Consider the following 23328-nt stretch of genomic DNA (forward strand, 5'->3'; position numbering starts at 1 on the left):
CCCGCTCCTAAACCAAAGGACAGCCGATGCTGCTTTATGCCACGCGCCGCCTTATCGGTGCCATTCCCGTGCTGATCGTGGTCGCGGCCGTGGTCTTCACGCTGATGCAGTTCGCGCCGGGTGACGCGGTCAGCATGCTGATCTCGGACGAGGCATCAGACGCCGACAAAGCCCGGATCCGCGAGGCATGGGGCCTCGACGATCCGCCGCCAATCCAGTTCATGAACTTCCTCGGGAACGCCGTGACCGGTGATTTCGGAACCTCGTTCAAGTACAAGGTGCCGGTCATGGAACTGGTGTTCGAGCGCCTGCCCGCGACGATCGAGCTGGCACTTGCCGCCACGCTGATCGCCGTGATGATCGGCATTCCCATGGGTGTTCTGGCCGCGGCGCGGCCCGGCTCGTTCTGGGACAGTCTGGCATCGGCTCTCAGCTTTGCCGGGATCTCGATGCCAAATTTCTGGATCGGCATCCTCCTGATCCTGCTTTTCGCCGGGCATTGGCACCTGCTGCCCTCCGGCGGACGTGCGCCCTGGGGCATGGGACTTGAGACGATCACCGGCTTCCTTTTGCTCGACGCGCTGCTGCAGGGCCGGATGGACGCGTTTTTCGGGGGGCTGAAGCACCTTACGCTGCCCGCGCTGGTCCTTGGGACGAACATGACCGGGATCATTACGCAGTTGACCCGCGCCTCGGTTCAGGAGGCGCTGCAAGAGGACTATGTCATGACCGCTCGCGCCAAGGGGCTTGGCAGGATGCGGATCCTGTGGCGCCACGCCTTTCGAAATGCGCTCGTCGGCGTGGTCACCATCATCGGGCTGGAATTCGGGGCGCTGCTCTCGGGGGCGATGATCGTCGAAACGGTCTTTGCATGGCCGGGAATCGGCAGCCTGCTGATCCAGGGCATCTCCTCACGAGACTACCCGCTGATCATCGGTCTCGTGCTGACCTATACCGCGATCTTCATCCTCGTGAACCTGCTGATCGACCTCCTCTACACCCTCATCGACCCCCGTATCCGGATCAACTGAGATGATGATCACCACAGGTAACTCCATTCCCGCAGGGTCAGGCCGGTGGCGGCGCTTCCGCCGCAGCTGTCGCCACATCATGGGCTTCAAGGCGGGCTTCGGTCTTGCCACGGTCGCGGCCCTGCTGGTCATGGGGCTGTTCAGTCCCTGGCTTGCCCCGCATCCGCCGAACGAGCAGGATCTGATGGTCGCGATGATGCCGCCGGACTGGACGGGCCCTCATGTTCTCGGAACGGATCATGTCGGTCGCGACATCCTCAGCCGCATAATCTACGGCTCGCGTGTTTCGCTGATCATCGCACTTTCGGTCGCTCTTTTCGCCGGCGTCGTTGGCGTTACGCTTGGTGTTGTTGCCGGCTATTTCGGCGGCCGCGTCGATGCGGCGATCCAGAAGGTCGTGGAGATCTTCTGGTCCTTCCCGCCCTTGATGCTGGCCATCGCGATCGTTGCGTTCGTCGGCCAGGGCCTTGCGATCGTCATCATTGCGCTGACCGCGCAGCGCTGGATCCCCTACTGCCGTGTCACCCGAGCTGAAGCCATGGCACTGCGCGGACGTGAGTTCATCATGGCCGCCCGAACGCTTGGCGCGTCGGACGGCTTCATCATCCGTCATCACATCCTGCCAAACGTGATTCTATCCATCATCGTGATGACAAGCTTTGCCATGGCAAACGCGATCATCGCGGAGTCCTCGCTCAGCTTCCTCGGGCTCGGAGTGCCGTCGTCGATCCCGACCTGGGGGGGCATGCTGTCCGATTCCCGCGCCTACATCTCCAGCGCGTGGTGGATGGCGCTGTTTCCCGGCCTCGCCATCTTTCTGACCGTCCTGGGCCTGAACCTGTTGGGCGACGCGCTGCGCAACCAGTTCGACCCCAAGCTTAGATCTCACTGACAAGGAGCACGACATTGACCACCCGTACCCACACCGAAACCATGGATGGCGCACGCCGCTCGCTTGTCTGCAAGACAGGGAACTGGACCCATTTCATCGGGCTGCAGCCGCGCAATCTGGACGGCGACATCAAGGAGCAGGCGAGTGACGTGATCGCCCGTCTGGGCGAGTTGATGGAAGAGGCCTGCATCACGCAATCCGACCTTTTTACCGTTACCATCTGGCTCAAGGACATGCGCTATTTCGCGGCGCTGAACTCGGTCTGGAACGGTTGGGTCGATGCGGCAAACCCACCCGCTCGCACCTGTGTCTCGGGTGAGCTTTACCGGCCCGACTTGCTCCTCGAAATCGTCGCCGTCGCCTATCGCGAGGAAGCCGCAGCATGACCATCCAGAAAACTGGGCGCATCGACAGCTGGGGACCCAAGATATTTCTGGGTTCGGCGGCAGGCGACATCGCCTCGGTCTGCCTGACCGCGCCAGACAAGTCGCTGCCCTTCAAAGGCCAGACCCGCGCGATTCTCGGCGTGATCGATGATCTGCTGTCGGAGATGGGAAGCGGTCGCGACGGCTTGATCCACGCGCAGCTCTGGATCGCGGATATGGCGCAATGGCCAGAATTCATTCCGGTCTGGAACGAATGGATTGGCGAAGGGACGCCCCCCGGCCTCTCTGTGGTCCAGATGGCGGCATCGCGCCGCGACTCGCTTCTGGAAATTCGCGTCTGGGCCGAACGGCCCTGCACCTGACCCGGAGGAGCGCGCGGGCATGACCATGTATGAGCCTCTGCTGTCGATCCAGAATCTCGAAATTGCTTTCGGGCCGGAGCGGACACCTGTCATCCACGATCTTTCGTTGCGGCTCGACCGGGGCGAGATCATGGCCCTTGTCGGTGAATCCGGTTCGGGCAAGTCTGTGGCGGTAAGGTCAGTCATGCGGCTGATCGACCAGCAAGGGGGTTATGTCACCGGCGGACGCATCCTCCTTGCCAGCGCGCGGCAGGAGCCAGTCGATCTGGCCACGCTGGACGAACGCCATATGCGGCGAATTCGGGGGGCAAGAATCGCGATGATTTTTCAGGACCCGATGACCTCGCTGAACCCGGTTCTGACAGTCGGTGCGCAGTTGGTCGAAGCCGTTCGCCAGCACCAGCTCTCTGACGATGCCTCGGCCAAGTCGAAGGCAATCACCATGCTGGAAAAGGTCCGGATAACCGATCCGCTGCGCCGTTTCGATCAATTCCCGCACGAACTTTCAGGCGGCATGCGGCAGCGGGTAATGATCGCCATGGCGCTGATATGCGAGCCCAATATCCTGATCGCGGATGAGCCGACCACTGCGCTTGACGTGACGGTACAGGCCGAGATCCTCGCGCTGATCCGCAGCCTGCAGCAAGAGACCGACATGGGCGTGTTGTTCATCACGCATGACATGGGCGTGGTGGCGGAGATAGCGGATCGCGTCGCCGTCATGCGCCATGGCCGGATCGTCGAGGAAGGTTCGGTGAGACAGGTCTTCGACGCCCCGGCGCATGAATATACCCGCAAGCTGCTCGACGCGGCACCGAAGTTCCGTCAGGCGACGACCACCGCCCGCCCGACCGCATCCGCTCATGTGCCGCCGGTGTTGTCTGTCAGCCATCTCAGCGCGCGCTTTCCCGTTCGCTCGCGCATCCTGCGTCGCCATATTGCCAACCTTCACGCCGTGGAGGACGTGAGCTTCGACCTTTACCCGCACGAGACCGTGGCCATCATCGGCGAGAGCGGATGCGGCAAGTCATCTCTCGCCAAGTCGCTGCTGCGCCTGATCCCGACACAGGAGGGTCGGGCACTGCTGGCTGGCCGCGACCTGCTTTCTCTTGGTAGCCAAGCGCTGAGGGCAGCGCGCAAGGATATCCAGATGATCTTTCAGGATCCCTATGCCGCGCTCGATCCGCGCATGTCGGTGCGCCAAATCCTGTCCGAGCCGCTGCGGATCAGCGGCCTTGCGGTCGAGGAAGAAACCCTCCAGGCATTGGTCGACCGTGTCGACCTGCCCCAAGACAGCCTCGACCGATATCCGCATCAATTCTCGGGCGGGCAGCGTCAACGCATCTGCATTGCGCGTGCGCTGATCCTGCGGCCCAAGGTGCTGATCGCGGATGAGCCGGTATCGGCGCTGGACGTGGCGATTCAGGCCCAGATCCTGAGCCTTCTTGAGGATCTGAAGCGTACCGAAGATTTGGCCCTGTTGTTCATCTCGCATGACATGGCGGTGGTCGAACGCGTGGCAGACCGCATCCTCGTCATGTATCGTGGCATGATCGTCGAGCAGGGCCCGGCACAGGCGGTGCTGTCGCGCCCGGCCCACCCCTATACCCGCCGGCTACTGGAAGCCGTTCCGGTCTCTCACCCCGCCGAACGGTTTACGCGCGCCGCGAGCCCGATGGCCACCGCCGCGCCCGTCTACCCGCTCGGCACGACGATCGAGCCGATCCGCTGGCAAACTGTCGGGCCAAACCACATGTTGCGCGTGGAAGACCCTGACCTCCCGTTGCACTAAATATGCAAAGCCCGGCGAGGCCGGCTGCGGCGGAGCCATGGCTGGCAGGAGGCGATCGGGCCTCTGCCGGAGCGTTGTCGCGCCGGAGAAGGAGGGTGAGGAAACAGTCGGGAGAACTGTTTTCCGGACGATGGGCCAGTCCTTCCGCCTCTCCGACATGATCTCCCTGGCGCGGCGCTGGTCATGCCTGATGAGCGTCTTGCGGCCAAGAGCGAAGAGCGAAGAGCGAAGAGCGATCTGATTTGACCGAGGGGAGATCAAGTCAGCCCTGAGCGGGCCTTGTCGCCCTGTCTTTCAAGGTTTCCCCGAACCGGGCGGCGCGTCATAGCCGGGAGCCAGCCGCCGGGCAAGGCCAGAGCGCCGGTGTCGTTGCTGACCTGGGTCTCGACCTGTCCGGCGGTCATGAAGACACGGGATCGGCCTGGCCTGTGCCTTCGTCCACGGCATGCTGATCGGTGGCTACTTCGCCTTCCTCCGGCCGATCGCGCCCCCTTCTCAACCGGCCGGCTGGATGACGTGCGATGCGCGTGCAGAGGGGTCGCATTCATCACGATTAGCGCCTGTCCCGGAGCGTCGGAGAGCCAGACCTTCCCTCATCCGGGCAAAGACTCCCAGCCGCCGGCCCGCGTCCAGCGGTTGTAAAGGCCGCGCGCCGGGCCGCATTCCCTCGGCGCAACGCCCCGGCAGCACCCGGTGCGATTTACGAAGGTTCTCCACTCCCGACAAAGGGGATCATCGACACGCGAACAACCACCGCGCTTGTGAAAGAACGCCCCAAAGACGGACCAGCCGCGCTTCGGAAAGCCAGCTCCATAGATCAGATCTCGGAGATTGAGGGCCGCCCCGATCTTCCCAACAGGGCACCACGGTCGAGACCTTCCCGGAGGGAAACCGCGGCTCTCACACACCGCCAACCATAACAGCGGCCAGATATCCGCCCGCCACGCAGAGCGTCAGGGCGACGGCGAGGGAACCCAGATCCTTGGCGTGCTTCGCCTCCACCGACCATTCAGGGGAGATGCGGTCGGTCAGCACCTCCAGCGCGGTATTCAGCGCCTCGACCGCCAGAACGGCGCAGCAGAGCGCGGCGAAGATCAGGCATTGGCCGGCGCTCGCGCCCCGCGCCAGCAGCAGGAGCCCGCCCCCCGCCGTCCCCGCAAGCTCCAGCCGCGCCGCGGTTTCCTGCATCAGCCGCCGTAGCCCGGCCAGCGAATAGCCCGCGGCGGAGACTGCATGCATCACCCCGCGGCGCGGGACGGGGATTTCGCGGTTCACAGAAAAATCGGCGGCTTTCACATCGTTTCCCTTTCATTGGCATGGCAGTCGCCGGTCAGGTCGAGCGCCGGGTCACGGACGCCGGTGCGGATGTCCATCAGGCCGAGCACGGTGGAAAAGAGATTGTCGTGGCTGGTCTTTTCCCCGGTCTTCGCACGCAGGCAATCCGTGGCGATGCCCATCGCCGCGGTGAACCGTTGGTCCAGCCAGAGCACGAAGGGCACCCGCGTCTGCTCCTGTGGCGCCATGAAGGCCGGCGCGGCATGCAGATAGAGGCCGTTTTCCCCGAGCGACTCCCCATGGTCGGAGAGATAGAGCATCGCCGGGATCACCCGATCGCTGCCGGACAGGATGTCGATGGCGCGGGAGAGCACGAAGTCCGTCTCCCGGATGGAATTGTCATAGGCGTTCACGATCTCCTGCGCGCTGCAATCGGAGAATTGCGTGCTGCGGCAATCGGGGGTGAAGGCCGCGCGCGATTCGGGGTAGCGCAGATAGTAGGCGGGGCCATGGCTGCCGATCATGTGCAGCACCAGAACGGTATTCCGCTCGATCCCGGCCGCGGCCTTTTCGATGACCGGCAGCAACGCCTCATCGGTACATTCGCGGGCACAGGCGTCCGGCGCGATGGCCCGGTCGACGCGGTCCCAGCCGATGCTTTTGGCGACATTCTGATCGCCCGCGTTGTTGTCCCACCATTCCACCTGCACCCCGGCATGGGTCAGCACGTCCACCAGGTTTTCCCGTCCCAGGGCCGCCTCGCGCGAATAGGCGGCCTTGCCGAGGCCGGAGAACATGCAGGGCACCGACACCGCAGTCGACGTGCCGCAGGAGGTGGTTTCGGTAAACGCGATCACACCGCGTTTGGCGAGGTCCGGCGTGGTGTCACGGGCGGATCCGTTCAGGCCGAAGTTCTGCGCGCGGGCGGTTTCCCCGACGAAAAGCACCAGCAGGACCGGCTTTTCTGCTCGCGCCAGACGCGGCCCCGCCACCGCATCCCGGCCATAGGGCGCGGCGACGGGATCGGCGGTCTTCCATTGCTCCTTGGCGTAGCGCACACCCGCGACCAGCGTGGCGCCGGGCTGATACGCGCCCATCACCTCATGCTTTTCGCGCAGCATGGCGGCATAATCCTTGTAATGGCTGAACATCGCCCCGGCCATCACTGCGAAGCAGAGCGCGACACCCAGCGGCCAGCGCCAGAGCTGATGGAGCGCCCCTACCCGCCGCACCCGCGGCCAGAAGACCAGCGCCGCGGGCAAGACCCCGGTCAGGAGCAGCGTGACGACCATCCGCGGCGTCACCAGCTGACTGGATTCGGCGAAGTTGGTCTCGAAGATGTTGCGCATCATCTCCCGGTCGATCAGCACGCCGAAGGTCCGCTCGTAATAGCCCGCCCCGGCCGCGATCAGGATCAGCGCCGCCGCCACCGGCTTTTGCAGGCGGCCCGGTCCCAGCAGTTCCAGGAGCAGCATGGTGAGGGCGAAGACGCCGAGCCCGAAGATCAGCGACCGGCTGTCACCCCCCGGCAATTGCGCCAGAAGCCGGCTCCAGAAGCCGTGGTTGAGGGCGAGCAGGACATAGCCCGCCACGATCAGGTTCAACATGCCATGGGTGATTTCGGGGCGGGGAAGCCCTGTACGGGGGAGGATCTGTCTCATCTGCCTGTCATTCTGCGCCCGGCCGATCGCCGGTAGCGGGCCTTTTGCACGGCCAACCTTGCGCCAGGCTTGCAATCCGGCGCCTCGCGCGCATTTCTCTGCGGGCGGAAAGCGGAGGGCCGAACACCGCCATGCGCCTGTTGCTTGTCGAAGATGCCACTGACCTTGCGGGCTCCGTCCTGCGTTTCCTGCGCGGCGAAGGCCATGCGGTGGATCATGCCGCCGATGCCGCCGGGGCGGAGGCCGCGCTGGCCGTGGGCGACTATGCCTGCGTGATCCTCGACCTCGGCCTGCCGGACGGGTCGGGGCTGGCGGTCCTGCGCCATGCGCGGGCGCGGGGGGACCGGACGCCCGTCATCATCGCCACCGCGCTCAACCAGATCAGCGACCGGATCGCCGGGCTGGACGCGGGGGCGGACGACTATGTGGTCAAACCCTTCGACCTCCGGGAGCTTGCGGCGCGCATCCGCGCCCATGCCCGCCGCGGGCAGGGCCTGCCGGAGACGCGGATGCGCCTCGCCGATCTGGAGGTGGACCGCGCCGCCGCCCGTGTCTGGCGGGAGGGGGAGGAGATCCGCCTCACCTCCCGCGAATGGGCGATGTTCGACGCGTTTCTCGGCGCCCGCGGCAGGGTGCTGACCAAGACCACGCTGGAGGATGCGCTCTACGCCTTCGACGCGCAGATCGAGGGCAATGCGGTGGAGGTCTATATCTCCCGCCTCCGCCAGAAGATCGGGCCGGGCCTGATCCAGACGCGGCGCGGCCTGGGCTATGTGCTGCCATGACCGGGGCGCGCAAACCCTGGTCGATCCGCCGCCAGCTGTCCCGCCGGGTGCTGGCGCTGGTCACGCTGGCCTGGATCGTCACCATCGTGCTGGCGACGCTGTTCCTCAACCACGAGATCAACGAGATGCTGGACGAGGAGATGCAGTCGGTGGCGCAGACCACGCTACTGTACCTCGACGCCACGCCGGGGGAGGCGATCCCGCGCAGCATCGGCGTGGATCCGGGCGACGGGGAACGCGTGCTGCGCATCCTGCGGCAGGGCGATCCGGTGCCCGACACGCCCTGGCCCGCGCTTGCCGCCGACGGGTTCCATCGCGTGGAGGGCTGGCGCGTGCTGCGCGAGAGCGCGGAAAATGCGGTGGTGGAGGTCGCCCATAGCGAGGCCTGGCGGCGGGAGGAGATGTTTGAGGCGGCCTCGGCCTTCCTCATCCTCATCCTGCCGATGATCGCGGTCCTCCTCTGGGGGCTGGGCCGCATCCTGCGGCAGGGGTTCGCGCCCTTGGAACGGCTGGCGGGGGAGATCGCCGCGCGCGGTCCGGGGGATCTGACGCCGCTGGCCGATGCGGGCCTGCCGCGTGAGCTGACCCCGCTGGCGGCGGGGCTGAACCAGTATGTCGCCCGGATCGACGATGTGCGGCAGGCGGAGCGGCAGTTCGTCGCAAATGCCTCGCATGAGCTGCGCACGCCGGTGGCGGCGATCCGGGCGCGGCTCGACCTGTCGGAGGATCCGGGCGCTCGCGCGGCGCTGCCGCTTCTCGACAGCCTGACCCGGCGGGTGGACCGCCTCTTGCAACTCTCCCGCTCGGAGGCGGGGCTGGGCCTGGGGCGCGGCCCGTCCGATCTGGTGCGGATCGCCCGGCTGCTGGTGCGGGAGGTGGGCCAGGGCGCGCAACAGCCTATCCGCTTCGACGACGGGGATCATGAGCGGATGATGGTGCCGGCGGATGCGGATGCGCTGGCCATCGTGATCCGCAACCTGCTAGAAAACGCGGTGGAACATGGCACCGGCCCGGTGCTGTTGCGGTTGTCGGCGGGACAACTTTCGATCGGCAATCCGGTCGAGGGCGGCGACTTCCACGACCAGCCGTTTGACAAGCGCCCCGGCTCCCCCGGGCTGGGCCTCGGCCTCGCCATCATCGACCAGCTCTGCACGGCGATGGGGATCACCGTGGAAAAGCGGTATTCAAACGGGGCCGCACTGGTCATCCTGCGCTTTCCGGCGGGCTGACGCCGGGGGTATATCGTTCGATGTCGTGAGCATCGGCAACAGCAAACCCGGCTTGGGCATCTGCATGCGAATTCGTCGCGAGCGGGCCGGACTTTCCCAGCGCCCCTGACCAGGTCACGACGCGACGCTCTCTCACGTCGAGGCAGACAAGACGTAACCCCTCGGTAGGCGCACTCCCCATCAAGCCGTCGAAATTCTTCGCTTTCAGGAGAACCCTGCGCAGACGATCTTTTTACCACCGCGGAACTACCAAACTGAGAAGGACAAGCCGTCGCTGCGCCGCGTCGGACCCCGCCCGTTCGAGCGCGCTAAGGATCGGCGCCGACACTGGCCAAGTCATATCAGCGCGAGGGCGAGGAGGACCGCGTCACCCGGGCCGGATAGAGATGACTCTGAGCGAGAAGCGCCGCATGCTTGTTACTTCGACAGCCGCACACCACACCTCTTCCGTCAGTGAGGTGCAACCCGTCATCGTCAGCGCCTGCACGCCGCCGAGGTTCAGGTGCCCGATGATCTGGGTGCTGTCTTTGAAACGTGGTTTTTACCGTCAGGCACCTGTCCTCCGCCTCGCCGCTTGAACAGCTCCGGGCGCCTTATAGCTTGCCGTTGCTCGATCTCGGTGGGCGTGCAGCATCCGGTTCATTGTATGCTTGCACCTCGGGTTGTAGAATCTCGGCCAAGGCCCGAAACCTCAGCGATCCCGCTGCTGCATGAGGTTTTTGGGTGATCGGCTTGACGATCATACCACCCAGTCATACCTTCTGGAAGACAAGGAGCATTCCGATGACCGTCAAATCCTCGATCTCGCTCAGTGATGAGCATCACGCCTTCGCCCGCGCGCAGGTTCAACACGGCCGCTTCGCATCGGTGAGTGCGGTGGTACAACATGGATTGGATCTGCTGCGCCAGAAGGCAGAGGATGAGCGGCTGGAACGTGCGGCTCTTCGCGCTCTCCTTGAAGAGCGGCAGCAAGGCATCTTCGTCTCTGCCGATGAGATGCGGCGGCGCGTCACAGCCCTTGTCGCGCTGCGGCAGGCCGATACCGGGCCGAAATGATCTGGCGAATTGAGTTCGCCGAAGATGCCGAGCGCGACTTTGCCCTGATCCTCGATCATCTGATCGACAGCTATATCTCTTTCGGTGAAAGCCCGGTCGAGGCGTCAGAGCGGGCAGCACAACGCCTGTCGGAGATCCTCGAAGACTCGCACCGGATCGCGACGGCCCCTTTTCGCGGACAAAGCCATGATGATCTTCTGCCGGGATTGAGGCACCTTGCCCTTGGCAAAGCAACCTTCTGGTTCACCGTCGACGATGATGAAGGGGTAATTCAGATTCTCTCGGTTTTCTTTGGTGGCCAGGATCAACAGCGCCGGATTCTGATCCGCCTGTTGGAGCGGCGCCATGACAACTGATTTCCGCGAAGGCGCGGCTCCCTCTTTGCCTCGCCGGAGCACCAACGACCTTGCTCTACGCGGGGGCAATTCCGAGGCGGCCAGAGCTGCCATCACCCCATCCTGTCTTCGACTGGGAGCATTTCAGCAACTGGTGAAGCCACGGATGCACTGACCCCTGACCCTCACCAATCAAGGTACCCATGAAGGCTGCGTCATAATCGGCGTTGTTTGTGCCGTTCTTCCTGCGGTTTTCACCAGGAGGTTTGTCATGACCTTATCCTTTCCGACCTGCGAGGAGAGTGCGTATCGACGCTGTTCCACAGCGATGTGATCGTGGTGCTGAACGTCGCGACGGATTTCGACCTGAACACGCCTTACGTCCAATATCTGACGGAGAGTTTCCCTCCCCGGTTTTCAACGACGCCGCAGTGGAAACGCTGGTCCGGGCCGCCGACGCACTCCCCCAGCGTCCCCGTCGTTCGACATGCAGACAAACGGCCTCCCGCAGGGCGATGCCATGGAAGCCTCCGGCGGCCATTCGCTGCAAGGGCCAGCACGGCACTGTTGACCGAGGCCGCCACGCAGACCTCCGATGCGGCCCTCCTGCTGGCAAGCCTAATCAATGGCGCGGTGCGGAAACCCTGGCAATGATGGCGCCTTTGGTTCGGCCTCGGCGGCGGTGTGATCCTGTCGACAGGGGAGGTCATCGACCTCCCCCGCGCCAACACCCGGGACCGTGGCGAGACGACGCCGATCCCGGTTACCCTCGGCTCCGAGAAGATGAACTCCGGCAGCGGCAACGCTGTCTACCGCCGACATCACCGGCTCGATATCCGTTCGCTCACCCCAACCGACAGCAACTCCCGTGTCGGCGGTAAGACCAGCTATGCCAGCAGCTTCAACATCGACGCGTTGACGATAAGGCACACCCGTTTCGACAGCGTGTCCGGGGCGGCAGATCTGAAGGTGCTCGCGTGGCTTGACGTCTTCGATTTCTCCAACGCGCGCCTTGATTTCACGCGGGTAGCCAAGGGGACCCGGCCTTCGTCGTGCTGAACGGCGCCACTTCCACCGGACTCGTGAACAGCAATTTCGCGCGCTTTGATCCGTTCGGAGACCCAGCTCCATGACTGCCACCTGACATTCGGCGATGGCGGCAGACGTGAAGGCGCGGCCCGATACCGCCTCCCCCACCTATCTCTACATGTGGCGAGGTCGGGAGTTCCGATCTTGGCGAAACCCTCTTCGCCAGCGTGACGGGATCCGCCACGCGCTTGAGCCGGAGGGCGATCTTTCCACCGATTTCGGTTTGGCCGGCGCGGAGGACGACCCCGGCTACGACCCCGGATCCGGGCCGATACGGCGGCCAGCCTTGCCCGGCTTGCCGCGGGGATTGGCGTTTCTGCGCTGATCGGTCCGGTGCCCGGGCTGCTGACCGGCTCCGTTCCATATTTTGCGCCATGTTCCAGCCTTTTCTGGCGGTGCTCTATGGGTAATGCGTGCCCCGCATCATCGACATCGCCTCAGAGCTCGGGCCGCGCGAACGCCTCGGCCTATGCGGCGGCGAAGGCGGGATGCTGGCGATGACCCGATCCTGGGCGGAGGCGCTGACACCGCGCATCTTGGTCAATGCCGTCGCACCCGGGCCGGCTGATACCCCCTCATGGCATTCGACGGGCTGACCCCCGGGGAGCAGGCAGGGGAGGCCGACAAAGCGCTGAAGTGGATCGACTGCCCGGAGGAGATCGCCGCAGTCGTCGCTTTTCTCGCCTCCCCCGGAAGCCCCGAAGCAGGTTTGGCCAGTTAGAGTTGAAATGCGATAAGTCCTGTCAGCATAGCATGATCCGGGCGGGCGGAGAGCTCGGCATCGCAGCCGGACCGGATCATGCGGTCAGGTTGGGGTAGTCGACGTTCAGAGCCATACCTGCCGTTGACCCTGCCTTTCTAAAAGCCCACAAAACGGCATGCATGTAGGCGTGAGCAGGAATGGCCACCGACGAGCTTCCGGTTGATGCCCGATCCGTTGCCCGCCTGCTCCAAGCGCAGGCGCCTGAATGGGCTGATCGGCCCGTGGTTCGCCTAGCCTCCACTGGGACGGATAATGCCATCTTCCGTCTGGGAGAGGATCTTCTCGTCCGATTGCCGCGACAACAAAGTGCCGTTGCATTGCTGAAGAAGGAGCTTGACTGGCTGCCGCACCTGAGGGGCTTGCCGTTGGACATCCCCGCTCTGCGCTTTCGGGGGAAAACCGACGGCGGCTTGGACTTCGGCATCTTCGATTGGATGGCTGGAGAAATTGCCTCCGCTGAGCGATTGGCCGATCCAGGGGAATCTGCCCGCCGTCTCGCAGATTTTCTGCACGCGCTTCATCTGAACGACACGACGGGCGCGCCTGTGGCTGGAGCCGAAAACCACCGCCGTGGCGCGATGCTGGACAACCTGACGCCCCTGACCATTCGCGCCATCGACATCCTCCGCGATGAGGTGGATTCTCCTCGCGCCCTTGCGCTTTGGAACGACGCCTGTGCGCACCGCTTCGAGGGGCCTGCTGTCTGGCTGCACGGCGATCTCAAGGCCGACAATCTGATTGCGAGGGGCGGCGTCCTGCGAGGGGTCATAGATTGGGGGCTGGCAGCCGTCGGAGACCCAGCAGCCGATTATGCGAGCGCTTGGTCATGGGTCGATCCTCGCGCGCGCAACGTCTTTCGCGATAGCCTTAATTTGTCAGAGGCCGACTGGCTCCGAGCTCAAGGATGGGCGCTTTACGGCGCGGTGATTGCCCTGAGTTATTATCGCGGCGGCAAAAACGAGGCCCTAACCTCGCAGTCGCGGCAGACGCTCTCGCGTCTGACTCTTCTGCGTTAGCTTGATCGGCTCAAGGTGAGTTCACCGGCAGCTTCGTCCCGCAAAGCAGACCCTATCCTTGCACTTCGGGATCATGCCAGAAATTGCGCCGGATCTCGCGATGGATGGTGGAGCGGTGTCGGCCGAGCTGAATCGCGATCTGCGCCACGCTGACCCTGCGATGCAGCAGTCCAGCCATAAGCCGGCGTTCATCAAGTGACAACTGCGCTGCCTCACTATTGAGGTCAACAACTTCCATCCCATGCGGGTGGTCCGCCTGCCGGTCAGCCGCGCGCTGCAAGCCAGGCGTCGATACCGGCCTGTGCTACGGCCTGGTCCTGCGCGGGTGAGCCGGAGGATATGCCGATCCCACCGACAACATCCCCGTTCCACACCACAGGCAAGCCGCCCCCGACGACTATCAGCCGGCCTCCGATGGCGGAGTTGATACCGTAGGCGGCTGATCCGGGCTGGCTTGCGCTCCCATAGTCATGGGTCGCTTTCTTTGCCGCGGAAGCTGTGAACGCCTTGTCAATCGCAATGGTTGTCGAGGTGACCTTCCCGCCTTCCATGCGCTCGAAAGCGATGAGCTGTCCGCTTTCATCCGTCACGGCGATGCACATCGGGACGCCGATTTCCCTTGCGTGTGCGGCGGCGCCCGAGATCAATTCACGCGCGTCTTCGATGTCCAGTCTCGTGAGTGTCTTCATTGATCTTCCTCGGGCCTCTTTGGTCGATATTCGCACATTGGATTTGAAGGGCTGCTGACTGCCGCTGTCGTGGCCAGCTTGCTCACCGCATTGCCGAGGCGCGCGGCAAGCCATCGCATCCTCCGCGCAACGATCCTCTGCTCCACCGCAATCCGCGTGGCGGTCCTCAGGCCGCTGATCGCCACGCGCTGTCCCGCACCTCAGTTCAGGAGCAAGGGATCGTTGATTCCCAGAACGTAGAACCCGACGCAGAGAAGGATCCCTGAGAAGCAAAGGTAATAGATCGTCGGCAGAATTGTGATCCTGAGCGTCGCGCCTTCCCGCCCGAGCAAGCCCACCGTCGCCGAGGCCGCCACCACATTGTGGATCGCGATCATATTGCCGGCGGCCGCGCCCACGGACTGGCCCGCCACCATCAGGGCCGATGAAAGCCCGAGTCCTTCCGCAACCGAGAACTGGAACTGGCTCAGCATCAGATTGCTGACGGTGTTCGATCCTGCGAGGAAGGCCCCAAGCGCGCCGACGGCGGGGGCAAAGAACGGATAGACGGCGCCGACCTGCATCGCAACCCAATCGGCGACAAGGATCGGCATGCTTTGCAGATCGTTGGCATTGACGCCGGAGTTGATCATGACCCGCACCATCGGAACGGTAAAGATGAGCACGAAGCCCGCCCCGGCGATCGTGGTGGTGCTCTCCCGTATTGCCGCGGCGAAGTCCGAAAGGGACATGCGGTGCAGGAAGACCGTCATCATACAGATCATGACGAGAATGCCGCCGGGGGAGAAGAGCAGCGAGAAATCTCCGTTGATACCCTCTTCACCCATGATGCCGTTGAACATGACATTGGCGGATTTCAGCAGATCACCGAACGGGACGAATGTCCGGCTCAGGACAAGCACCAGCGCGAGGATCACATAGGGGGTCCAGGCCAGCGCCAGAGAAATCTTTTGCCGGGAAAGGTTCTCGAGCTTGATGTCGACCTTGCCAAACCATTCCTTCGCCCAGGCTGACTTCTCCGGGAAATCCCACGTGTCGCGGGGTACGAGGATGCGCTGCTTCGCCGCCAAGGTCATGAGTGCAAGCCCCACGAGGCCCCCGAGGATCGAAGGGAACTCTGCCCCCAGAAACACGGCCGCCAGCACATAGGGAACCGTCATCGCGCACGCCGCCATGATGGCGAACGGCGCGATGGAGAGCCCCTCCGTCCAGGATTTGTTCTTGCCGAAGAACCGCGTCATGATGACGACGAGAAACAGCGGCATGAACGTGCCGCAAATGGCATGGAGGATCGCCACTTCAGAGGTGATGAGGTGAAAGAAGTGCTGCCAGTTCGATCCGTTCGCAACGAGTTCGCCGGTGATAGCGGTCTGGTCCAGCCCGCTCTGCACACCAACGATGAGCGGTGTTCCCACCGCCCCGAAAGAAACGGGTGTGGACTGGATGATGAGGCCAAAGACGACCGCCGCCATTGCCGGAAATCCGACAGCGACCATGAGCGGTGCCGCCACGGCAGCCGGTGTTCCGAAACCGGATGCCCCCTCAATGAAGGACCCGAAGAGCCATGCGATGAGGATGACCTGGATCCTCCTGTCGGGACTTATGGCAGTGAAACCCGACCGGATTGTCGAAACCGCGCCCGAGTGTTTAAGCGTGTTGAGGAGGAGCAGGGCACCGAAGATGATCCACAGCAGGCCCGCGCTCTGCAGAAGGCCCTGAATCGTCGAGGAGATCACGCGACTTGGGCTGACCCCCCATGCGGTGAGAGCGACTACGACCGCGATGACATAGGTCAGCGGCATGACGTATTTCGCGGGCGCTCGAAAGCCCACCAGCAGGACCCCTGCCGTAAGAATTGGCAAGAACGCCAATAGCGCCAAGAAACCAGAACTCATCCTGCAACTCCCCCCCTGAATGCCGCATGGATGGGCACTGCTCGCTGGGCGTGCTGGCTGCGGCAAATTTTTCGTTGTGTCTCATCGCCCCTCCCAGACCGATGATACTTTTTGGTAAAATATTTTTACCAAACGAGTCAAACGTTATGCCGGGCGCTCCCCTTCCGGAAACCGATTGCCTGCGCCACAGGCGTAAAGATATTGGTGTGCATGATTATCAACGGAGGTCGCGTTGATGAGCGAGATCAAGTCTATCGGGCCGGAGCGGGCATCCGACTGCATACGCAAGCATATCGAAGACCTGATCTTGGAAGGTTCCCTGAGGCCGGGCGAACAGCTTCTGCCCGAGCGGGAGATGGCCGCCAGGCTCAACACATCGCGGCCCACACTTCGGGATGCCCTCAGGGCGCTTGAGGCGGCTGGTCTGCTCATCAAGGAGGGGCGAACGGTCAAGGTCGCTCGGCTCGGCACGAAGAGCATCACCGATCCCCTGCTCAAGATGCTGTCCGATCACCGCGAGGTGGCCGACGACTATCTGGAGTTCCGCGATGTCGTGGAAAGTTCCGCTGCGGCAATGGCGGCAGAGCGTGCCAACGCACCCGAGATCAAGCGCATCGAGGATTGCGTCGCGCGTATCGAGGCCGCGCATGATACCGGGAGCCCGGCGGACGAAGTCGATGCCGACGCAGAGCTTCATATCGCGATTTATGAGGCGAGCCATAATCTGGTGTTGCTCCAGATCATGCGCGCTCTCGCGGAAAATCTGAGGACGGACATTCTCTACAATAGGCAGCGCTTGTTCACCGTTCCAGATGTCCGCGACGTACTGCGCGATCAGCACCTTGCGATCGCCCGCGCGATTATCGAACGACAGCCGGACGCGGCGCGATCCGCAGCACATGAGCACTTGGATTATCTTCGCCGCGCGATCCGGGAGGTCCATGAAACACAGGTAAAGCTCGAACTTTCCCTGCGGCGGCGCGACAGCGGGGGGCTTAGCGCGCTCAAGGGTTAGGTCACGTTGACAAAAACGGCCTCCACTAGGGTGGGAACTGTGATTTGCAGCGTGCCTTTAGGTGGGACATCTGCTCGCCGCGCAACCTGATATCCGATGATGAGTGGGCATTCTTCGCAAGCTTTATCGGTGCAGTCCGGCATCCGAACGGGCCTTCGGACTACCCTCTTGTTCCGGATGGGATTTCCCGGAGTGAGGCGTGAGCTGCCACCGGTTCAAGGCCATGCGTAACACGAAGCGGGCGTGGCCTGCCCGAAGTGTTCGGCAAGTGGTCGTCGGTCTACCGCCAGTTCCGCCGCTGGACGCTCGCGGGGCTATCGGAGGACATCCCGGACGCGCTGGAACCATGCGGGGGAGACGGGCGAGACGGCGGTGCGGTTCCTCTATGGCGAGGTGATCGACCCTGCGGAGACGCCCAGGTTCCTGATCCTGACGATGGACAGCTTCGCAAACCTCAACCCCCGCGCGCCCGTGCCGCGCCTATATCGACACGCTCTGCCCGCGCCCAAGGGCCGTTCGTCCCCAGGCGCAGGATCACCCGCGCCACTTTTGCAGCTTCGCCATGCCGCCGATCCAGCGGCCATACAGCGCGGCCTTGTGCTGCATGTAGCCCTCCGGGCGAGACCGGGCGCGCTATACCGTCGGCTTGTCCGGGTCCGTGACCAGCGCACCGGCCAGCCCATGCGGCACCATCTTTCGGCTCAGTTCCGGCATTGGCAGGGGATTGGCTACGGCTATTGGCGCAAGCTAGGCGGCGGCGGTGGCGGGAGCGCCAACGCGCTGATCGTCGGCGAGGTGGAGGAGACGGCGGCCCGTAACGAATGCGCCCCGCCTCCTCTGCGGGTGACGGGGCGGTTCTTCGCCGGCGTGGTGGAAGAGTCAGTTCAGCGCCATCGCGGGCTGCAAGCGATAGTCGCTGCCCGCAAACACTCGCAGGCGTCGCGACCCCATGCGGATGAAGCGCGGCTGCAAGCCGAAGACGCGGCGGATCGAATGGCTGAAATGGCTGCTGTCGGGATAGCCGAGGTCCAGCGCCACATCGGTCAGGCTGGTTTCGCGGTTTGCATGATCCATGAAGCGTCGCGCTCGCCGCCACATCCGGTGCGAGCGGAAGGAGGTCTGCGTCGTCTCCTTGAAGAGATGCAGGAAGCGGGAGGTGGAGAGATCCACCGCCGCTGCGCAGGCCTCGGCGGAGACGGCTTCCTCCGGGTCGTCATGCAGAAGGTCCAGCGCCCGCGCGATGCGGGGCTCCAGCTCCCTGCGCCCGAAGGCGCGCCCGAAGAAGAGGCGGTCGAATTCGGAGGTGGAAAAGCCGCCCGCATCCTCCATCGCGGCGACCGACCCCGCCGCGCGGCGGATGCGGTCCGCGATGTCCGGCCCCGGCGGGGTCGCGGTCAGCGCGCCGATTTCCTGCTGGGTGATGCTTTCAGGCTCGATCAGCAGGCAGGCGATGCTGCCGCTGGCGGTGCGCAGGCGATGCGGGGTGTAGGGCGTCACCACCGCCACATCCACCCGCCGCGCCGGCCCCGCGCCCTGCGCGATCTCCAGATCCCGGTTTGGCGCGACATAGACCGCCACCGCCCCCAGTTCGCGCCTGTGCATCGAATTGCCGACCAGCCCGCAGTAATAGATGCGGTCGCGGCCGATCATCATGCAGTTCTGACGAATTGCGTCGTAATGGCTCATTTTCCCCTCCCCGAGATCTGAACCTGTTTCCTCCACGGCGCGCGATCAGCCGCGCACCATCCTCCATGCGAGATCCGCAATCGGCGCCGCCTTTGCCCCCACTTCCCTCGCATCCGCGTTCGCGGCCGACCCGTGGATCGCGCGCTGCGCGATTCCCTGAAGGATCGCCGCGATCCTGAACATGCTGAGTGCGAGGAAGAAGGTCCAGTGCTCACCGGGCCGCTGCCCCGTCCGCGCGGAATAGGCGGCGAGGTAGGCGGCCTCGTCCGGGATGCCGAGCGCCGCGAAATCCACCCCCGCCAGCCCGCGGAAGAGCTCCGGCGGAAAGCGCCAGCTGAGGCAGTGATAGGCGAAATCCGCCCGCGGATCGCCGAGCGTCGACAGCTCCCAGTCCAGCACCGCGACGATGCGCGGCTCGGTCGGGTGGATCATCACATTGTCCAGCCGGTAATCGCCATGGACGAGCCGCACCTCCCCCTCCGGCGGCAGGTTGGCGGGCAGCCAGTCGATGAGCCGGTCCATCGCCGGGATCGGCACCGTCTCACTGGCGCGATACTGCCTGGTCCAGCGGGTGATCTGGCGGGAGAGATAGTCGCCATGGCGGCCGAAATCGCCCAGTCCGAGGACCAGCGGGTCCAGCGCGTGGATCGCCGCGATCACCCGGCCCATGTCCTCGAAGACCGCCGCCCGTTCCGGCCTCGTGAGTTCGGGCAGGCGCGGATCCCAGAAGATGCGCCCCGGCACCAGATCCATGACGTAGAACATGCTGCCCGCCACGCCGTCGTCGCGGCAAAGCGCATGGACGCGCGGCACCGGAATCCCCGCGCGGCCCACCGCCGCCAGCACCCGGAACTCCCGGTCGACGGCATGGGCGGAGGGCAGCAGATGCCCCAGCGGCTTGCGCCGCAGCACATAGTCCCCCGAGGCGGCGGAGAGGCGGAAGGTCGGGTTCGACTGCCCGCCCGTGAAGCGGCTGAGCCGCGCGGGCCCGCGATAGCCCTCGACATGCGCGGCGAGCCAGCGCTCCAGCGCGGGCGGGCAGGTCGGGGCGTCCAGCGGGTCGGCTATCGCGGTATCGGTCATCGTCTTCCTCCCTCGCCCTGAAAGATTCCGCAGTTTCCTGTCATCGTCAATCGAAATCGTCGGACACTATTGCCTGAAAGAATGTTCCGACCTAATCTGCCGCCAACCATCAGGAGGAGGTTCAATCCATGATCCCGGAAAAGTCGGCCCGCGCGCAGGAGTTTGAGGCGCGGGTCAGCGCCTTCATGGAGGACCATATCTACCCCAGCGAGGAACGGTTCTACCGGGAGAGCGAGGACCTCGGCCCCTGGAAGGTGCAGCCGGTGGTGGAGGAGCTGAAGGCGAAGGCGAAGGCGGCGGGCCTCTGGAACCTCTTCCTGCCGGACCACGAATTCGGCCCGGGCCTGTCGAATGTCGAATATGCGCCGCTCTGCGAGATCATGGGGCGGTCCCACCTCGCGCCGGAGGTGTTCAACTGCTCCGCGCCCGATACGGGCAACATGGAGGTGCTGGCCCGCTACGGCACGCCCGAACAGCAGGACCGCTGGCTGACGCCGTTGCTGGCCGGGGACATCCGCTCCGCCTTCGCGATGACGGAGCCGGATGTCGCCTCCTCCGACGCGCGCAACATCGAAAGCGCGATCCGCCGCGACGGCGACCATTACGTCATCAACGGGCGCAAATGGTATACGACCGGCGCCACCGATCCGCGCTGCAAGATCATGATCTTCATGGGCAAGACCGACCCGGAGGCGGAGACCTACCGCCAGCAGTCCATGATCCTCGTGCCGAAGGACACGCCCGGGGTGACGGTGCGCCGGTCGCTGCCGGTCTTCGGCTTCTACGGCGTGCCGGACCGGGCGTCGGAGGTGACGTTCGAGGACGTGCGGGTGCCCGTCTCCAACATCCTGCTGGGGGAGGGACGCGGCTTCGAGATTGCGCAGGGGCGGCTCGGGCCGGGGCGGATCCACCATTGCATGAGGTCCATCGGGCTGGCGGAGCGGACGCTCTCCAAGATGTGCCTGCGGATGGAACGGCGCGTGGCCTTCGGCAGGAAGGTCGCGGAACAATCCGTCTGGCGCGAGAGGGTGGCGGAGGCGCGGATCATGATCGAACAGTCCCGCCTGCTGACCCTGCGCGCCGCGCATCTGATGGACACCATCGGCAACAAGGAGGCGAAGGCGGAGATCGCGATGATCAAGATCGCGGTGCCGAACATGCTCTGCAAGGTCGTGGACTGGGCGATCCAGGCCTTCGGCGGCGGCGGCACCTCCAACGATTTCGGCCTCGCCTCCGCCTATGCCACCGCGCGGCTGCTGCGGCTGGCGGACGGGCCGGACGAGGTGCACCGCGACCAGCTCGCCCGCATGGAGTTCCGCCGCCAGATGGGCACCAACGGTGCGGGGGGCGTGGACGGATGGGTGCCCGCGGTCTCCGACCGCGCCCTGGGCCTGGTCTGACATCCCGCACGGCGGCCTCAAAGGGAGGCCGCCAGACGCACTGCCGTGTCGATCGCCGCCGTGACGTCCAGTTCCGCCGCCAGCAGCGCGCCGCCCACCAAATGCCCGGTCCGCCCCGCCGCCGGAAGCTCCGCCGCCGGGGGCGAGGTCGGAAGCCTGCCCGGCGCAGATAACCACCGTACCGGTGGGTACCTTCTTCACCGATCCGTATGGCGCTGGCAGGCGCTGGCCCTGCGGCGTCATATCGATATACTCGGCCCCGCCCCGCCCCGCCCCGCCGCCGGGGGCGAGCGTTGCGCGATGGGTCCAGCCCGTGGTCTTGCCCGGCTCCGCGCCATGGCGGTCGGACCCCCTTGCCCGTGCGCCAGGATCGCCTCCGCCACCTCCGGCGTATTGATCCGGTTGGAGGCCGCAACCGGGATACCCACCACGCGCCGCACCCTCTCCGTGCAGCCGACGAAGGCCGCGCGGGGCGCGGAGGTGGCGATGGTCGGCCCCCGCGCCTCATGCCGGCCGATCGCGGTGGTGAGCATGTCCGCCCCCGCGCCCTCCAGCGCCTGGGCGAGTTCCACCACCTCCGCCTGGGTCATGCCGCCCGGCGCAAGGTCCATCATTGACATGCGCAGGATGAGCAGGAAATCCGGCCCCACCGTGGCGCGGATCCTGCGCACCGTCTCCATAGTGAAGCGGCGGCGGTCCTCGGCGATGTCTTGCGGGTGCAGGAGCCGCTTCGGCGGTATCAGCGCCGCGCCCTCCGCATTCGGCGCGATGCGCCGGTGAAGATGAGCGCGACCCTGCCCCGCGCCCGCACGGCGTAGAAGGCGGCGATGCGCGGCCGGTCCCCGGCTTCCTCCAGCCCGGTGTGCATGGACCCCATGATGACCCGGTTGCGCCGGGTAACGGGGGCCGACGGTCACCGCGCTGGCGAGATGCCGGAACGGGGTCATGAGTCTCTCCTTTGCTGCGGGTAAGGGCAGCATGGACGGGGCGCGCGGCGCTTGTGCGATCTGGTCATCTCGCAGGGGGGATCAGGCGGGCAAGGCAGGTTCAGGCGGGAAAGGTGGGTTCAGTCGGGAAAGGCGGGCGGCCGGCGGGCGGCAAGGGCGGCCAGCGCCTCTTCCATGTCGCGGGAAAAGAGGATCCCCGCGTTCAGCGTCGCGACATGCTCCAGCCCTTCGGCAATGCGGTCGGCCTCGCGGCGGACCATCACCTCCTTGGTGCCGCGCAGCGCCAGCGGCGATTTCGCCGCCAAGTGTCGCGCAAGCGCCTCCGCCGCGGCCATCAGCGCCCCGGCCTCCCCATGCACCTGCTGGACAAGGCCGATGGAGAGCGCCTCGCGCCCGCCCACCTCCCGCGCTGTGAAGGCCATCTCCCGTGCGCGGCCCTCGCCCACCAGGGCGGGCAGGCGTTGCAGCACACCCACATCGGCGACGATGGCGAGGTCGACCTCCTTCACCGAGAACCGCGCGTCATGGGTGGCGAGCCGGATGTCGCAGGCCGCTACGATGTCCAGCCCGCCACCGATGCAGGCGCCATGGATCGCGGCGATCACCGGCTTGCGGCAGCGTTCGATGGCGGTGACGCTTTCCTGTATCGCAAGGATCGCGCGGCGCAGACGCTCGCTCTCCCGCGCGGGGCAGGCGCCGGGATCGGGGCGCAGCGCGGAGAGCATCGAATGGTCGAGCCCTGCGCAGAAATGCCGCCCCGCGCCGGAGAGCACCACGACCCGCACGGGGGCGGCTTCGTCCAGCCAGCGGAAGGCCGCGTGCAGATCCTGCCAGAAGGGGGCGTCCAGCGCATTGGCCTTCTCCGGGCGGGAGAGGACCAGATGTGCGACACTCCCCTCCAGCCGCAGGCTGAGTCGGCGGAGAGCGGGGGCTTCCTCCAT

Annotated in this window: 23 protein-coding genes and 2 pseudogenes; 16 read left to right on the plus strand and 9 right to left on the minus strand. The window is 65.1% G+C overall.

The window, feature by feature from the left end:
• Nucleotides 1-26 precede the first annotated feature (26 nt).
• Genes CN97_RS12765 through CN97_RS12785 form a run of 5 tightly spaced genes read left to right on the plus strand, consistent with a single transcriptional unit; the run spans nt 27 to nt 4463 of the window.
• Nucleotides 27-1031 (plus strand): ABC transporter permease, encoded by a 1005-nt coding sequence (locus tag CN97_RS12765; RefSeq protein WP_035712066.1) that lies wholly within the window; start codon nt 27-29, stop codon nt 1029-1031.
• A gap of 1 nt (nt 1032) precedes the next feature.
• Complete coding sequence (locus tag CN97_RS12770) at nt 1033-1923, plus strand: ABC transporter permease (RefSeq protein WP_248700094.1); 891 nt, start codon at nt 1033-1035, stop codon at nt 1921-1923.
• 14 nt (nt 1924-1937) lie between these two features.
• Nucleotides 1938-2309 carry a Rid family hydrolase gene (locus CN97_RS12775; protein ID WP_242685290.1) on the plus strand — a complete coding sequence of 124 codons (372 nt, stop codon included), beginning with the start codon at nt 1938-1940 and terminating at the stop codon, nt 2307-2309.
• On the plus strand, nt 2306-2671 hold the full coding sequence (locus tag CN97_RS12780) for a Rid family hydrolase (RefSeq protein WP_035712070.1): 366 nt from the start codon (nt 2306-2308) through the stop codon (nt 2669-2671). The genes CN97_RS12775 and CN97_RS12780 overlap by 4 nt, the downstream gene beginning before the upstream one ends.
• 19 nt (nt 2672-2690) lie before the next feature.
• Nucleotides 2691-4463 (plus strand): ABC transporter ATP-binding protein, encoded by a 1773-nt coding sequence (locus tag CN97_RS12785; protein WP_035712072.1) that lies wholly within the window; start codon nt 2691-2693, stop codon nt 4461-4463.
• Between the two features lie 900 nt (nt 4464-5363).
• Here CN97_RS12785 and CN97_RS12795 read toward each other — a convergent pair.
• Together CN97_RS12795 and CN97_RS12800 are read right to left on the minus strand one after the other, a co-directional pair.
• Nucleotides 5364-5759 carry a diacylglycerol kinase gene (locus tag CN97_RS12795; protein WP_242685291.1) on the minus strand — a complete coding sequence of 132 codons (396 nt, stop codon included), beginning with the start codon at nt 5757-5759 and terminating at the stop codon, nt 5364-5366.
• A complete protein-coding gene (locus CN97_RS12800) occupies nt 5756-7399 on the minus strand; it encodes a phosphoethanolamine transferase (protein WP_084684157.1) in 1644 nt (547 codons plus the stop codon). The genes CN97_RS12795 and CN97_RS12800 overlap by 4 nt, the downstream gene beginning before the upstream one ends.
• 131 nt (nt 7400-7530) lie before the next feature.
• On the opposite strand from CN97_RS12800, the gene CN97_RS12805 reads away from it, so the two are divergent.
• The 8 genes from CN97_RS12805 (at nt 7531) to CN97_RS12835 (ending at nt 13672) form a co-directional block, all read left to right on the plus strand.
• The gene (locus CN97_RS12805; protein ID WP_035712077.1) at nt 7531-8184 is read left to right on the plus strand and encodes a response regulator transcription factor; all 654 of its coding nucleotides are present in this window, start codon (nt 7531-7533) and stop codon (nt 8182-8184) included.
• Nucleotides 8181-9413, plus strand: a complete 1233-nt coding sequence (locus CN97_RS12810) for a two-component sensor histidine kinase (RefSeq protein WP_035712079.1) — start codon at nt 8181-8183, stop codon at nt 9411-9413. Before CN97_RS12805 ends, CN97_RS12810 begins: the two co-directional genes overlap by 4 nt.
• Nucleotides 9414-10196: 783 nt before the next feature.
• Nucleotides 10197-10469, plus strand: a complete 273-nt coding sequence (locus CN97_RS12815) for a ribbon-helix-helix domain-containing protein (protein ID WP_035712081.1) — start codon at nt 10197-10199, stop codon at nt 10467-10469.
• A complete protein-coding gene (locus CN97_RS12820) occupies nt 10466-10825 on the plus strand; it encodes a type II toxin-antitoxin system RelE/ParE family toxin (RefSeq protein ID WP_035712083.1) in 360 nt (119 codons plus the stop codon). The genes CN97_RS12815 and CN97_RS12820 overlap by 4 nt, the downstream gene beginning before the upstream one ends.
• Nucleotides 10826-11488: 663 nt before the next feature.
• A complete protein-coding gene (locus tag CN97_RS12825; protein ID WP_035712088.1) occupies nt 11489-11863 on the plus strand; it encodes a hypothetical protein in 375 nt (124 codons plus the stop codon).
• 94 nt (nt 11864-11957) lie between these two features.
• Nucleotides 11958-12218, plus strand: a complete 261-nt coding sequence (locus tag CN97_RS12830; protein ID WP_035712090.1) for a hypothetical protein — start codon at nt 11958-11960, stop codon at nt 12216-12218.
• Nucleotides 12219-12470: 252 nt separating this feature from the next.
• Nucleotides 12471-12614, plus strand: coding sequence for a hypothetical protein (locus CN97_RS20700; protein ID WP_156969588.1), 144 nt, complete (start codon nt 12471-12473; stop codon nt 12612-12614).
• Between the two features lie 179 nt (nt 12615-12793).
• On the plus strand, nt 12794-13672 hold the full coding sequence (locus CN97_RS12835; protein ID WP_035712093.1) for an aminoglycoside phosphotransferase family protein: 879 nt from the start codon (nt 12794-12796) through the stop codon (nt 13670-13672).
• Nucleotides 13673-13739: 67 nt separating this feature from the next.
• On the opposite strand, the pseudogene CN97_RS21545 reads toward CN97_RS12835, so the two are convergent.
• The 3 genes and pseudogenes from CN97_RS21545 to CN97_RS12845 form a co-directional block, all read right to left on the minus strand.
• A pseudogene (locus tag CN97_RS21545) lies at nt 13740-13850 on the minus strand (helix-turn-helix domain-containing protein); the annotation flags it as partial.
• 85 nt (nt 13851-13935) lie between these two features.
• Nucleotides 13936-14361: a GlcG/HbpS family heme-binding protein gene (locus CN97_RS12840; RefSeq protein WP_035712096.1), complete on the minus strand. Its 426-nt coding sequence runs from the start codon at nt 14359-14361 to the stop codon at nt 13936-13938.
• 200 nt (nt 14362-14561) lie between these two features.
• Nucleotides 14562-16256 carry an L-lactate permease gene (locus CN97_RS12845; RefSeq protein ID WP_035712099.1) on the minus strand — a complete coding sequence of 565 codons (1695 nt, stop codon included), beginning with the start codon at nt 16254-16256 and terminating at the stop codon, nt 14562-14564.
• A gap of 235 nt (nt 16257-16491) precedes the next feature.
• Between CN97_RS12845 and CN97_RS12850 the strand changes: the two genes are divergently transcribed.
• Both CN97_RS12850 and CN97_RS20290 read left to right on the plus strand, forming a co-directional pair.
• Nucleotides 16492-17271, plus strand: a complete 780-nt coding sequence (locus CN97_RS12850; RefSeq protein WP_035712100.1) for an FCD domain-containing protein — start codon at nt 16492-16494, stop codon at nt 17269-17271.
• Between the two features lie 68 nt (nt 17272-17339).
• Nucleotides 17340-17612: pseudogene (locus tag CN97_RS20290) on the plus strand (IS5/IS1182 family transposase); the annotation flags it as partial.
• A 538-nt stretch (nt 17613-18150) separates the two neighbouring features.
• On the opposite strand, the gene CN97_RS12855 reads toward CN97_RS20290, so the two are convergent.
• Both CN97_RS12855 and CN97_RS12860 read right to left on the minus strand, forming a co-directional pair.
• The gene (locus tag CN97_RS12855) at nt 18151-18957 is read right to left on the minus strand and encodes a helix-turn-helix domain-containing protein (protein WP_035712102.1); all 807 of its coding nucleotides are present in this window, start codon (nt 18955-18957) and stop codon (nt 18151-18153) included.
• 45 nt (nt 18958-19002) lie between these two features.
• Nucleotides 19003-20040: a phosphotransferase gene (locus CN97_RS12860; RefSeq protein ID WP_051911226.1), complete on the minus strand. Its 1038-nt coding sequence runs from the start codon at nt 20038-20040 to the stop codon at nt 19003-19005.
• A gap of 128 nt (nt 20041-20168) precedes the next feature.
• On the opposite strand from CN97_RS12860, the gene CN97_RS12865 reads away from it, so the two are divergent.
• Nucleotides 20169-21440, plus strand: a complete 1272-nt coding sequence (locus CN97_RS12865) for an acyl-CoA dehydrogenase family protein (RefSeq protein ID WP_035712104.1) — start codon at nt 20169-20171, stop codon at nt 21438-21440.
• Between the two features lie 239 nt (nt 21441-21679).
• On the opposite strand, the gene CN97_RS12870 is transcribed toward CN97_RS12865, so the two are convergent.
• Together CN97_RS12870 and CN97_RS12875 are read right to left on the minus strand one after the other, a co-directional pair.
• Complete coding sequence (locus CN97_RS12870; protein ID WP_035712106.1) at nt 21680-22387, minus strand: oxidoreductase; 708 nt, start codon at nt 22385-22387, stop codon at nt 21680-21682.
• A gap of 119 nt (nt 22388-22506) precedes the next feature.
• Complete coding sequence (locus CN97_RS12875) at nt 22507-23328, minus strand: crotonase/enoyl-CoA hydratase family protein (protein WP_035712108.1); 822 nt, start codon at nt 23326-23328, stop codon at nt 22507-22509.

Source organism: Haematobacter massiliensis, from assembly GCF_000740795.1.
Taxonomy (GTDB): domain Bacteria; phylum Pseudomonadota; class Alphaproteobacteria; order Rhodobacterales; family Rhodobacteraceae; genus Haematobacter; species Haematobacter massiliensis.

Bases quoted from the DNA above. Each gene is read 5' to 3' on its own strand.
- CN97_RS12765 (WP_035712066.1), top strand. From the start codon at position 27: ATGCTGCTTTATGCCACGCGCCGCCTTATCGGTGCCATTCCCGTGCTG.
- CN97_RS12770 (WP_248700094.1), top strand. From the start codon at position 1,033: ATGATGATCACCACAGGTAACTCCATTCCCGCAGGGTCAGGCCGGTGG.
- CN97_RS12780 (WP_035712070.1), top strand. From the start codon at position 2,306: ATGACCATCCAGAAAACTGGGCGCATCGACAGCTGGGGACCCAAGATA.
- CN97_RS12785 (WP_035712072.1), top strand. From the start codon at position 2,691: ATGACCATGTATGAGCCTCTGCTGTCGATCCAGAATCTCGAAATTGCT.
- CN97_RS12800 (WP_084684157.1), bottom strand. From the start codon at position 7,399: ATGAGACAGATCCTCCCCCGTACAGGGCTTCCCCGCCCCGAAATCACC.
- CN97_RS12805 (WP_035712077.1), top strand. From the start codon at position 7,531: ATGCGCCTGTTGCTTGTCGAAGATGCCACTGACCTTGCGGGCTCCGTC.
- CN97_RS12810 (WP_035712079.1), top strand. From the start codon at position 8,181: ATGACCGGGGCGCGCAAACCCTGGTCGATCCGCCGCCAGCTGTCCCGC.
- CN97_RS12815 (WP_035712081.1), top strand. From the start codon at position 10,197: ATGACCGTCAAATCCTCGATCTCGCTCAGTGATGAGCATCACGCCTTC.
- CN97_RS12820 (WP_035712083.1), top strand. From the start codon at position 10,466: ATGATCTGGCGAATTGAGTTCGCCGAAGATGCCGAGCGCGACTTTGCC.
- CN97_RS12830 (WP_035712090.1), top strand. From the start codon at position 11,958: ATGGCGGCAGACGTGAAGGCGCGGCCCGATACCGCCTCCCCCACCTAT.
- CN97_RS20700 (WP_156969588.1), top strand. From the start codon at position 12,471: ATGGCATTCGACGGGCTGACCCCCGGGGAGCAGGCAGGGGAGGCCGAC.
- CN97_RS12835 (WP_035712093.1), top strand. From the start codon at position 12,794: ATGGCCACCGACGAGCTTCCGGTTGATGCCCGATCCGTTGCCCGCCTG.
- CN97_RS12840 (WP_035712096.1), bottom strand. From the start codon at position 14,361: ATGAAGACACTCACGAGACTGGACATCGAAGACGCGCGTGAATTGATC.
- CN97_RS12845 (WP_035712099.1), bottom strand. From the start codon at position 16,256: ATGAGTTCTGGTTTCTTGGCGCTATTGGCGTTCTTGCCAATTCTTACG.
- CN97_RS12850 (WP_035712100.1), top strand. From the start codon at position 16,492: ATGAGCGAGATCAAGTCTATCGGGCCGGAGCGGGCATCCGACTGCATA.
- CN97_RS12855 (WP_035712102.1), bottom strand. From the start codon at position 18,957: ATGAGCCATTACGACGCAATTCGTCAGAACTGCATGATGATCGGCCGC.
- CN97_RS12860 (WP_051911226.1), bottom strand. From the start codon at position 20,040: ATGACCGATACCGCGATAGCCGACCCGCTGGACGCCCCGACCTGCCCG.
- CN97_RS12865 (WP_035712104.1), top strand. From the start codon at position 20,169: ATGATCCCGGAAAAGTCGGCCCGCGCGCAGGAGTTTGAGGCGCGGGTC.
- CN97_RS12870 (WP_035712106.1), bottom strand. From the start codon at position 22,387: ATGACCCCGTTCCGGCATCTCGCCAGCGCGGTGACCGTCGGCCCCCGT.
- CN97_RS12875 (WP_035712108.1), bottom strand. From the start codon at position 23,328: ATGGAGGAAGCCCCCGCTCTCCGCCGACTCAGCCTGCGGCTGGAGGGG.